This window comes from Streptomyces sp. NPDC001508 (assembly GCF_040298665.1).
GTDB lineage: Bacteria > Actinomycetota > Actinomycetes > Streptomycetales > Streptomycetaceae > Streptomyces.
In genome coordinates this window covers 291323-303066 of sequence record NZ_JBEPAP010000004.1, presented here as the reverse complement: position 1 = coordinate 303066, position 11744 = coordinate 291323, and the positions used below count along the sequence as shown (strand labels likewise).

Annotated in this window: 5 protein-coding genes; 1 reads left to right on the top strand and 4 read right to left on the bottom strand. The window is 72.8% G+C overall.

The genetic code is table 11. The annotated features are described in order from the left end of the window. Window positions 1–3447, top strand: a 3447-nt coding sequence (locus ABT245_RS06955; protein ID WP_351729584.1) for a multifunctional oxoglutarate decarboxylase/oxoglutarate dehydrogenase thiamine pyrophosphate-binding subunit/dihydrolipoyllysine-residue succinyltransferase subunit, incomplete at its 5' end; no start/stop codon positions are given. A 358-nt stretch (window positions 3448–3805) separates the two neighbouring features. Here ABT245_RS06955 and fxsT read toward each other — a convergent pair. The 4 genes from fxsT to ABT245_RS06935 all read right to left on the bottom strand — a co-directional run bounded on the left by fxsT (window position 3806) and on the right by ABT245_RS06935 (window position 11742). Next, window positions 3806–6808 carry an FxSxx-COOH system tetratricopeptide repeat protein gene (fxsT, locus tag ABT245_RS06950; RefSeq protein ID WP_351729582.1) on the bottom strand — a complete coding sequence of 1001 codons (3003 nt, stop codon included), beginning with the start codon at window positions 6806–6808 and terminating at the stop codon, window positions 3806–3808. Window positions 6809–6888: 80 nt separating this feature from the next. After that, entirely contained in the window at window positions 6889–8181 is a 1293-nt protein-coding gene (locus ABT245_RS06945; protein ID WP_351729580.1) for an HEXXH motif domain-containing protein, read from the bottom strand. Further along, on the bottom strand, window positions 8178–8453 hold the full coding sequence (locus ABT245_RS06940; protein ID WP_351729578.1) for an FxSxx-COOH-like cyclophane-containing RiPP peptide: 276 nt from the start codon (window positions 8451–8453) through the stop codon (window positions 8178–8180). Before ABT245_RS06940 ends, ABT245_RS06945 begins: the two co-directional genes overlap by 4 nt. 91 nt (window positions 8454–8544) lie before the next feature. Next, a complete protein-coding gene (locus ABT245_RS06935; protein ID WP_351729575.1) occupies window positions 8545–11742 on the bottom strand; it encodes an SAV_2336 N-terminal domain-related protein in 3198 nt (1065 codons plus the stop codon). Window positions 11743–11744: the final 2 nt, after the last annotated feature.

Genomic DNA, 11744 nt, shown 5'->3' with positions numbered 1-11744 from the left:
GCCGCCCCCCGGCCCGCCGCTGCCGCCCCCGCGCCGGCCAAGCCCGCCGCACCGGCCGCACCGGCCACCGAGGCCCCTCAGGGCCCCGAGTATGTGACGCTGCGCGGCCCCTCCGCGGCGGTCGCCAAGAACATGAACGCCTCGCTGGAGCTGCCGACCGCCACCTCGGTCCGCGCGGTCCCGGTGAAGCTGCTGTTCGACAACCGCATCGTCATCAACAACCACCTGAAGCGGGCGCGCGGCGGAAAGATCTCCTTCACGCACCTCATCGGCTTCGCGATGGTCCAGGCCATCAAGGCGATGCCGTCGATGAACTGGTCGTTCGGCGAGAAGGACGGCAAGCCGACCCTCGTCAAGCCGGCCCATGTCAACCTCGGCCTCGCCATCGACCTGGTCAAGCCCAACGGCGACCGCCAGCTGGTCGTCGCGGCGATCAAGAAGGCCGAGACGCTGAACTTCTTCGAGTTCTGGCAGGCCTACGAGGACATCGTCCGCCGCGCCCGCGACAACAAGCTGACGATGGACGACTTCACCGGCGTCACCGTCTCCCTCACCAACCCGGGCGGCCTCGGCACCGTCCACTCCGTGCCGCGTCTTATGCCCGGTCAGTCGGTCATCATGGGCGTCGGCTCGATGGACTACCCGGCGGAGTTCCAGGGCACCAGCCAGGACACCCTGAACAAGCTCGGCATCTCGAAGGTCATGACGCTCACGTCGACCTACGACCACCGGGTGATCCAGGGCGCCGCCTCCGGCGAGTTCCTGCGCCAGGTCGCCAATCTGCTGCTCGGTGAGAACCGCTTCTACGACGAGATCTTCGAGGCGCTGCGCATCCCCTACGAGCCGGTCCGCTGGCTCAAGGACATCGACGCCTCGCACGACGACGACGTCACCAAGGCCGCCCGCGTCTTCGAGCTGATCCACTCCTACCGGGTCCGCGGCCACGTCATGGCCGACACCGACCCGCTGGAGTACCGCCAGCGCAAGCACCCGGACCTGGACATCGTCGAGCACGGCCTGACGCTGTGGGACCTGGAGCGCGAGTTCGCCGTCGGCGGCTTCGCCGGCAAGTCGATGATGAAGCTGCGCGACATCCTCGGTGTGCTGCGCGACTCGTACTGCCGCACCACCGGCATCGAGTTCATGCACATCCAGGACCCCAAGCAGCGCAAGTGGATCCAGGACCGCGTCGAGCGCCCGCACTCCAAGCCGGAGCGCGAGGAGCAGTTGAGGATCCTGCGCCGGCTGAACGCCGCGGAGGCATTCGAAACCTTCCTGCAGACCAAGTACGTCGGGCAGAAGCGGTTCTCCCTGGAGGGCGGCGAGTCCGTCATCCCGCTGCTGGACGCGGTCCTCGACTCGGCGGCCGAGTCCCGTCTGGACGAGGTCGCCATCGGCATGGCCCACCGCGGCCGGCTGAACGTCCTCGCCAACATCGTCGGCAAGTCGTACGCCCAGATCTTCCGCGAGTTCGAGGGCAACCTCGACCCGAAGTCGATGCACGGCTCCGGCGACGTCAAGTACCACCTGGGCGCCGAGGGCACCTTCACCGGCCTGGACGGCGAGCAGATCAAGGTCTCGCTGGTCGCCAACCCCTCCCACCTGGAGGCCGTCGACCCGGTCCTGGAGGGTGTCGCCCGCGCCAAGCAGGACATCATCAACAAGGGCGGCACGGACTTCACCGTGCTGCCGGTGGCGATCCACGGCGACGCGGCCTTCGCCGGCCAGGGCGTGGTGGCCGAGACCCTGAACATGTCGCAGCTGCGCGGCTACCGCACCGGCGGCACGGTCCACATCGTCATCAACAACCAGGTCGGCTTCACCGCCGCCCCCGAGTCCTCGCGTTCCTCCATGTACGCGACGGACGTGGCCCGCATGATCGAGGCACCGATCTTCCATGTGAACGGCGACGACCCGGAAGCGGTCGTGCGCGTCGCACGCCTGGCCTTCGAGTTCCGCCAGGCGTTCAACAAGGACGTGGTGATCGACCTCATCTGCTACCGCCGCCGCGGTCACAACGAGTCCGACAACCCGGCCTTCACCCAGCCGCTGATGTACGACCTGATCGACAAGAAGCGCTCGGTGCGCAAGCTCTACACCGAGTCCCTGATCGGGCGCGGCGACATCACCCTGGAAGAGGCCGAGCAGGCGCTGCAGGACTACCAGGGCCAGCTGGAGAAGGTCTTCACGGAGGTCCGCGAGGCCACCTCGCAGCCGGCCGCCGCGGACGTCCAGGAGCCGCAGGACGGCTTCCCGGTGGCGATCCCCACGGCCGTCTCCTCCGAGGTCGTGAAGCGCATCGCCGAGTCCCAGGTCAATGTGCCCGACCGGGTCACCGTGCACCCGCGGCTGCTGCCGCAGCTGCAGCGCCGGGCGGCCATGGTCGAGGACGACACGATCGACTGGGGCATGGGCGAGACGCTCGCCATCGGCTCGCTGCTGCTTGAGGGCACCCCGGTCCGGCTGGCCGGCCAGGACTCGCAGCGCGGCACCTTCGGCCAGCGCCACGCGGTCCTGATCGACCGCGAGACGGGCGAGGACTACACCCCGCTGCTGTATCTGGCCGAGGACCAGGCCCGCCTCAACGTCTACAACTCCCTGCTCTCCGAGTACGCGGCGATGGGCTTCGAGTACGGCTACTCGCTGGCCCGGCCGGATGCGCTGGTGATGTGGGAGGCCCAGTTCGGCGACTTCGTCAACGGCGCGCAGACGGTGGTGGACGAGTTCATCTCGTCGGCGGAGCAGAAGTGGGGTCAGACGAGCGGTGTGGTGCTGCTCCTCCCGCACGGCTACGAGGGTCAGGGCCCGGACCACTCCTCGGCCCGCCCCGAGCGGTTCCTGCAGCTGTGCGCGCAGAACAACATGACGGTCGCGATGCCGACCCTGCCGTCGAACTACTTCCATCTGCTGCGGTGGCAGGTGCACAACCCGCACCACAAGCCGCTGGTCGTCTTCACCCCGAAGTCGATGCTGCGCCTGAAGGCGGCGTCGTCGAAGGCGGCGGAGTTCACGAGCGGCCAGTTCCGCCCGGTCATCGGCGACGACTCGGTCGACGCGGCGGCCGTGAAGAAGGTCGTCTTCTGCGCCGGCAAGGTCTACTACGACCTCGACGCCGAGCGGAAGAAGCGCGGTGTGACCGACACGGCGATCATCCGGATCGAGCGGCTGTACCCGCTGCCGGGTGCCGAGTTGCAGGCCGAGATCGCCAAGTACCCGAACGCCGAGAAGTATCTGTGGGCCCAGGAGGAGCCGGCGAACCAGGGTGCCTGGCCGTTCATCGCCCTCAACCTGATCGACCACCTGGACCTGGCGGTCGGTGCGGATGTGCCGCACGGCGAGCGGCTGCGGCGTATCTCCCGGCCGCACGGCTCGTCCCCGGCGGTCGGCTCGGCCAAGCGGCACCAGGCCGAGCAGGAGCAGTTGGTGCGTGAGGTCTTCGAGGCGTAGGCCTCCGGCGGTTCAGCCGATGTAGGTGGGCCCGGCGCTGAGTTCTTACTCGGCGTCGGGCCCTTCGCCTGCCCGTGGGGGCGAGTACGGAGCGTACGCGGGTGCGGGTCCGTTGTGGTTGCTCGCGCAGTTCCCCGCGCCCCCCTGCGGGGCGCCTCAGCCGATAGGAAAGGGCCCCGCATCGAGTCCTTACTCCGCGTCCGGGCCTTCGCCTGCTCGTGGGAGTGCGTACCGAGCATGCGCGAGTGCGGGTCCGGTGGTGGGTACTCGCGCAGTTCCCCGCGCCCCCCTGCGGGGCGGGTGCGGGTTTGTTGGGGTTGCTTGCGCAGTTCCCCGTGCCCCTGGCGGGGGCTTCGGGTTAGCTTAGGTAGGCTTCGAAGTCCCAGTAGGGGCGGGATCGTTGGCGGGCCGAGATGGTGTGGGGGTGCTGGGCTCCCAGCGTGCGGGTCAGGGACAGCAGGCCGTCCTCCTCCAGCTTTCCGGCCTCCTCCTGCTCCCGTGCCGCCCGCAGGTCGGCGGCGAGGGCCACCTGGCAGGAGAGGGTGAGCGGATGCTCGTCGCCCAGCACCCGGCGGGAGCGGCGCAGGGTGTCCCGGCTCAGCTCGACGGCGTCGGCGATACGGCCGTTGAAGTTGCGCGCGCTCGCCGCGTTGAGCGCGCAGCCCAGGACCCAGGGATGGTCGGCGGTCAGAGTGGCGGTCAGCCCGGCGAGCGCGGATTCGAACATGGCCATCGCTTCGGCGCGTTCGCCCGCGGCCTGCATCACCAGACCGGTGTTGGACAGCATTCCGGTGGCAATGGGGTGGGCGGGTCCGAGCAGCGCACGGTAGCCCGCCTCGGCCTCGGCGATCAGCTCGCGCGCCTGGCCCAGGTCGCCGTGTTCCCGCAGATAGTTGCCGTAGTTCGTGAGGAACGACAGCGTGCGGTAGTGCTCTCGGCCGTGCACCTGGCTCAGCTGTTCGAGCAGACTGACCATGGCGGGTCCGGTGTCCCGCGCCTGTCCGCCCTCGCGGCGCCAGCACATGATCAGCTGGGCGCGGGCCTCCAGCGTCTGCGGATGCTGCGGCCCCAGCACCTGTACATGCAGGCGCAGCACGGGTTCCTGGCGGGCCAGCGCGTCCCGGTAACGGCCGAGCAGACGAAGGTCGTGGGTGACGGCGTTGCCCGAGCTGAGGGTGTTGATATGCCGGGCGCGCAGCATGTTCTCGCGTCGGCCGAGGGTCTCGACGTCCATCTCGTACGCATCGGCGTACCGGCCGAGCAGGCGCAGCACGACGCCCAGGTTGTGCCGGGCGATCAGGGTGAGCGTCTCGTCCGGCCCGAGGAGCCGGAAGTTGCCGTCGAGGACTTCCTGCTGGAGCTGGTACGCCTCCTGGTAGCGGCCCAGCTGCCGCAGGCTGCTCGACATGGTGCCCTTGGTGGTCAGCTCGGCCAGTTCGTTGCGCACCGGCGCGGACTGCAGCTTGTCCAGGATGCCGCGGTCCAGCTCGTGCGCCTCGCGGAAGCTGCCGCTGGCCCGCAGGATGTTGCTCTCCTGGGTGGTCAGGTCGAGCATCGACTGGTCCAGCGGCTCGGACGTGCTCGACCAGTGCTCCCGGATCCGCCGGGCGAGGTCGAGTCCGCTCCGGTACTCCCCGCTGCGGAAGCAGTAGCGCAGACAGTTCAGGACGGTCTCCCGGACCCGGGGCCGGGTGCTGGAGAGCGCGCCCGAGGGTTCCAGGTGCGGCAGCAGTTCAGCGTAGCGCGGCCAGTTCCGGCTGTCCATGGGGTTGCCGGGGTCGGCCTCCGCGAGCAGGGTGCGCACGACCCGCTGGTGGTCCGTGCGGCCCTGCTCGCTGACCAGCTTGGAGACGATGTCGTGGACGAGCCGGTGCATGTGCACGGACTCCTGGTGCGGGCCCATCTCGACGCCCGCCGGGCCGCGGGTCTCGCGGGTCAGCACCGAGTAGTTGACGAGGGTGTCGAGGGCCCGGGTCCAGGCGGCCAGATCGGTGGTCATCCAGCGCAGGTCCTCCGGGAGGTCCGCCTGGGGGTAGGCGCGGATCAGGCCCAGCGGGATACGGCCGGGGGCGAACGACGTACACAGGCTGAGCACGTCGATGGCCTGCGGCTGGGCGCGGCGCAGCCGGTTGAGCAGTATCGACCAGGAGGTCATGGACGACTGCGGGAAGCCCTCGCCGGTGGCGGGTTCGTCCACCGTGGAGAGCTGGCGTTCCCGCACCATGCGCAGGTACTCGGGTACCTCCATGCCGGACTCGCCGAGCCAGGAGGCGGCCTGTACGAGGGGCAGCGGTACGTCACCGAACTCGGCGGCGACCTCGTCGGCCTGGGCCGCGGTGATGTGCGGGGCGCGTCGCATCAGATAGGCGGTGGACTCCGCGCGCAGGAAGGCGGGGATCTCCAGGATGTCGGTGTGCTCGCTCCAGCCGCGGTTGCGGGAGGTGATCAGGACGTGCCCGGGGCCCTGCGGGAGCAGGGTGTTGATCCCGTCGATGTCGTCCCAGCCGTCCAGGATCACCAGCCAGTTGGTGTACGGCTCACCGCGGCGCAGGGCGTCCCGGACGGCGCGGATGCGTTCGCCGGGTTCGCTGCCGATGGACAGGCCCATTTCCACGGCGAGTTCGCCGAGCCGGTCACGCTGGATGTTGCGGTCGTCGGAGTTGACCCACCACACGACGTCGTAGTCGGTGCTGAACCGGTGCGCGTACTCGACGGCGAGCTGGGTCTTCCCGATGCCGGACATGCCGAGCAGGGTGCAGGCGGCGGCGCCGCGCTCGGCATCCGCCAGCCGCTGGTGGATGTCGGTGAGCAGGTCGTCGCGGCCGGTGAAGCGGGGGTTGCGGCGGGGGATCTCGCCCCAGATCTCGCAGCGCGTGTCGGGGTAGCGGACCCGGTTGGTCACGGTCCGTGGCACCCGGCTGCGCTCCAGGCCGAGCCGGCGGAGCAGCCGTTCCTCGGCGCTCTCCTCGCTCAGCCCCCACAGGCTCGCGGGTTCCAGGACGGCGGTGGCCGGCAGCAGCGGGCGGTTGGTGAGGTTGACCGCGGCGAAGCGGCCGGCGTGCGCGGCGACGAACCCGCGCAGGGCGTCGTTCCACTCCCCCGCGGGCCGTGGTCCGAGTTCGAAGAACCAGTCGTTGAGGACGAGGAGGATGCGCCCGCTGGACAGCAGCAGGTCGCCGAGGGAGTCCTCGAGCGGGACCTCGCGCGGCGGGTCCCAGCGCTGCAGGGTGGCCCGGTGGCCGTGGCCCTCCAGGCACTGTGCGATCCATGTCGCCCAAGAGCGGTGGTAGCCCGGAAAGACCACCAGGAAGTGCTCGGGCGACGGCGTACCGTCCCCGCCCGAACGCCGCTGTACCGCCATCGTCGCTCCCTGTTCCAGCGTCCGCCGCGCTGCCGCGCGTCCACCTGCATAGCGTGCCGCAATCCTATGCCCACGGAGTGTTATCGCAGGCTTCTGGCCGCCCTGCCGAGACCGGCGTGGTGTCGGCCCATCCCCCTTACGAACTCCCTTCCCACCAGGGTAAGTTCATCGGATTCGCCGAGCGCGGACAAGGCTTCTCCGACGTGCTCACGATAGATTTCCAGCCGCAGTCCGGCGCGGCGCCGCCAGCCGGACGGAACGGACGGGGTGCGGCGGGCCCGCCACCACAGATCGACGAGCGCGAGATGCGCGTAGACGCCCTGCAGCACTCCCATGACCGGGCGGGGGTCGGGCCGCCAGCCGACGCGGTGCAGGGTGCCGGCACCGGGCACACACAGTGGTGAGAGGTCGTGCAGGGCGGCCAGTTTGGTGTGCTGGGTCTCGTGCACGAGGGATTCCGCGAGTTCCCCGCCGTCCCCGGGAAGCTGGGCCAGCACGGCGCCGGGCGCGGCCCGGGCGGTGGCGCTGCGCGGGGCGCCGCCGGCCCGTCGCTCGGGGGCGAGGGGGACCACGGCGCGCAGCACCGCCCCGATCTCCGCGGCCCGGCCGGGATCGGTCGCCGACAGCAGCGTGTGCGCCTCGCTCCAGCGTTGTGCCCACAGCCGCCGGGCGGACTGCGGGCGCTCGGCCGCGGGCAGGGCGCCGGGGCCTATTCCGTGCGGCGGGACCCGGTAGGGGTCCAGGTCGTCCAGGACGATCGCGCTGCCCGGCAGCGTGCGCAGGGCGGACCAGCCGGGCCCCCCGCCGAGAACGCGGGTGGTGCGGTCGTCCGGCCGGGTCGCGGTGCGCAGCAGGACCGGGCCCTGACGGCCCGTCGGGTCGGCCATCCGCACGGTCCCGGCCCGGCCCGTCAGACGTACCTCCGGGGTGGTGCGGCGCAGCGTGCCCAGGCCGGGCAGGGCCAGCACGCCGGTCGGCAGGGTCCGGGTGCCGCCGACCGGGCAGCCGGCCCGGATCGCGGCGGCGAGGGCCACCCCGCCGAGGTGCGCCAGATGCCGTTCCAGGGCGGGCCCGTCGGGTGCGGCGAGCGCCTCGGCCAGCCAGGCGCCCGTCATCGGGTAGTCGAGCACATCACGCACCGCTGACGGGTCGGCACGCTCGGCGCTCTCCAGCAGGGCCCAGTCACGCTCGAAGCGCCGCCGGGCCGCCGGGCCGAGGGCGCCGCCGAGCCGTTCCAGCCGTACCAGGAGGGACTTCAGGAACAGCAGTCGACGCGCGTGGAGTCCGGCACGCAGTGCCGCGTCGCCCGTGGGCAGGGGGCGGGTGCTCGCGAGCAGCCTGGCGACCTCGGACGAGGCGGACGCCACGGTCATTTCCGGCTTTCCTCGCCGGGGACACGCTCGACGGATCCGACCGGAAACATGCGCTCTGGGCCGTCGCCGGCCAACAGGGGGTCGTCCCCGGTGGAGTACCAGGCCTCGGTCAACTCGTGCGGGCTGCGGAGCACCCGCGCCACCGCGTAACTCAGCTCCGGATCGTCCATGGCGCGCAATGTCCGCAGGTCGACGTCGGTGAGGTCCGGCAGGAGCGCGGTCCGTGCGACCTCGTCGCCGGGACCGGCCGCCCTGTTCCTCTGCTCCCCCACCCTCGGCTCCTCCCTGCCTACGCCCGCCCCGCACAGCCGCACTGGCTGCCCACTTCTTCCCGACAGGCCGGGGGCAGAAACCCGACTCCGATCAACTTCGGTCGCGTTCCGTCAAGTTCGTCCATTCAGCCATCCATGGCCACCACGGCGGCGCCACCGCGTGCCACTGTTCCTCCGGCGTGCGCTCGGCCCCGGACCGCGCCTGTTCCTCCTCCAGCCGCCGCGTCAGTTCCACGTCCGCCCAGTCCACCTCCCGCAGCGACCCCACCAGCCGCTGCCACTGGTCCCGGGCCGCCCGGTAGGCGGCACGGGCCGCGCGGGGCCGGTCCATCAGGGCCAGCACGGATCCCGAACCGTGCCGTGCCCGCGCCGCCGTCACCGAGCCGGGGTCGGCCCCGTGCGCGGCCAGCGCCTCGCGTTCCGCGTTCTCGTACGCCTGGAGGGCGTCCACCAGGACCGGCACCCCGGCCCGGTACCAGCCTTCCAGCCGGACCCGGCCGAGTTGCAGCCACACCTCGGCCCGCACGGCCGCGTCGGCCGCCGCCCGTACCGCCTGCCCCAGCAGGTGCCGGCTCTCGAACAGATCGGGCAGAAAGCCGAGATGACGGAACCGCTGGGCGAGAGCGCTGCCCACCAGGCCCTGGAGCCGGCCGCGCTGGGCCGACCGCGCGGGCAGCGCCTTCAGCGCCTCGCGCAGCACGTTCTCGGCCCGGTCCACGACCCGCGCGCCGTCCCGCGCCGACGCGCGCCGCAGCAGCGACTCGCCCCAGGCGGTGAGGAGTTCGCAGCGCTGCGCGCCGTAGGGCGGTGCCAGCATGACGGCCGTCTCGTACGCCTCGTCGGCCTCGGGGGCCTCGCCCGCCGCGTCGTGGAACGCGGCCCGCGCGGCGAGAGCGGGCAGCCTCAGGTCCGGGTCCTCGCCTGCGGCCCGCTCGGCCGCCACCAGGGCGGCACGGGTCTCGGCGTCCTCGGCCCCCGCGGCCCCGAGCGCCCGGGCCAGGTCGAGCAGCGCCGGGCTGCGCACCGCCGCGGTGGCCCGCTCGGTCTCCAGCAGCGCGCACGCCTCGCGCAGTTCCGGTACGGCGGCCCCGGGGCGGCCCAGGTCCAGCAGCAGGCGCCCGCGCAGCAGCAGCCGGGCCCGATGGGCGGTGACCGACGCGGGCGCCCCGCCGGGCGGCTCACGCGTCCCGCCCTGCCGCACCGACTCGGCCCAGGCCCGCGCCCCGGCCGCGACGCCGGGCCAGGGCGCATGCTCCGGATCCAGCACCGCCGCTGCCGCCGACAACTGCTCCGACTGTCCCGTCAGCCGCCACAGCTCCCGTCGGCACGTGGCCAGTTCGAGGGCCGCCTCCGCCTGCTCGGCGCTGTCCGCCGGTGCCGCCGCGTGGGCCGCCACGAGATCGTCGACGGCGTCCCGCAGCAGCTCGGCCCGGCGGCCGGCCGCGCGCACCGCCGCCGTGCCGGCCTCGGCCCGCAGGATCCGGCCGAGGACCAGCCGGGCCCGTACGGCGTCGGCCGGATCCTGCTCGGCCGGGCCGCCGGACGGGCCCATCGCGGCCTCGGCCTGTTCCCGCGCGCGGCGCAGCGTCTCCGGGTCAGCGAGCTGCTGCCACTGGCGCAGCAGCCGTTCCGCCTCGGCCAGCGGCTCGGGGGTCACCAGGTCGGGCAGGTAGAAGCGCAGCACCCGGGCGGGGATGCGGGCGAACAGTTCCGCCTCGACGCTGCCCTGGGCGTCCTGCGTACCGCCGTCGTCGGCGAAGCGGGCGGTGCCCGCGGTCGGGTCGCGGTCGGCGAGCCGGGCGGCGGCGAGCGCCGCGAAGTTACGGGTGCCCTTGCCGAAGTGCCGCTCCACATAGGCGGAGCAGTGCTTGAGTACGAGTCCGGCGGTGTCCTGGTCGAGGGAGGCGAGCAGCAGTTCCTGGAGCCTGCCGGGGAAGGCGAAGCAGGGCTGTTCCTCGGTGCCGGGCAGTTGCCTGAGCAGGCCGCCGAGCAGCACCTCGGCGAGTTCCATGGGGCCGGTGTCCGGGAGCATGGCGCGCTGGACCAGTTGCATCACGGGCAGGGTGAGCGGGGCCGCCGCCAGGTAGACGGCGAGGCGCAGCGCGCCGGGTGAGGCGGCGGCCCGGAAGGCGCGCAGGATCTCGTCGTCGCTGCGCGGGGCCCCGGCGCCGGGCGCGGCCGGGACGGCGGCCGTGGTCAGCGCGGCCCAGGCGCGTTCGCTGGTCGGCCCCGTGCCGGACAGCAGACGAGCCCAGGCAGCGAACGCCTCCGGCGTCGGCTGGAGCACCGGCACCGGCCGGGCGTCGGCGGCCGGCGCCTCCCAGGGCTCCTCGTCGGGCTCGAAGCCGATCCGGCCGCCCAGTTCACCGGGGCGGACCAGGCGGCCCGGTTCCGCGGGGAACGCGGTGCGGCCCCACAGACGGGGCGGCAGCGGCTGCACGACCGCCAGCGGCGCGGTGCGCGGCCAGGCGTGCAGCAGCCGCTGCGCGGTGCCGTTCTGCCACAGCGGTCCCACACAGTCGCTGATCACCAGGGTGAGCCGGCGGCCGGTGGGGTCGTGCAGCTCGTCGGCCCTGCGCAGCCGGGTGTGCGCGCCGGGTCCCGCGGTGGTGCCGACCAGGGGCGTGCCCGACTCGTCGCCGTACAGGTGGTGGACGCGGACGGAGGCGAAGGCGCCGGACTGCTGGCAGGCCTGGCGCAGTTCCTCGACGAGCTGTCCCCATACGGCCATGGCGGGACCGGTGTCCATGAGCAGCTGGACGTCGCAGCGGTGGCGGCGGCCGGGCCGGGTCACGGGCAGCAGTACGCCGCTCGCGGCGGCGCGGTCCGCGGTGGCCTCCTCGTCGACCTCCTCGTCCCGCGGGGTGTCGGTGGCGAACCGGTAGCGGCCGAGCGCGCGCAGCGCCTTTTCCAGGCCGAGCAGTCCGGGCAGGGCGCCGGCGGCGGGCGCGCGGACCGGGAAGACGGAGTGGGCGCCGTCGGCGTGACCGTGCGGGGCGGCGCCTGCGGTGTGCAGGGGTACGGGGGCGGAGGGCGGCGCCTCCCCGGTGGCCCGCGCCGGAGCCCCGGGCGTGACCGGCCGTTTCACGGGCTCCTGGCCGGGGCCGGGACCGGGCGGATCCCGGTCCGGGGTGAACGCGGCCGGGCCCGGCGCCCGGGGCGCGTCACGGGGCGGGGCCGCGCCGAGCCGCTGGGCCAGCCAGACGGCGTCGGCGACGTCCTCGGCGGTGAGGTCGAGGCCGCCGCGGCGCAGCCTGCCGATCAGCTCGTCCAGACGCATGCCGCGCATCC

Bases quoted from the DNA above. Each gene is read 5' to 3' on its own strand.
- fxsT (WP_351729582.1), bottom strand. From the start codon at position 6,808: ATGGCGGTACAGCGGCGTTCGGGCGGGGACGGTACGCCGTCGCCCGAG.
- ABT245_RS06945 (WP_351729580.1), bottom strand. From the start codon at position 8,181: ATGACCGTGGCGTCCGCCTCGTCCGAGGTCGCCAGGCTGCTCGCGAGC.
- ABT245_RS06935 (WP_351729575.1), bottom strand. From the start codon at position 11,742: ATGCGCGGCATGCGTCTGGACGAGCTGATCGGCAGGCTGCGCCGCGGC.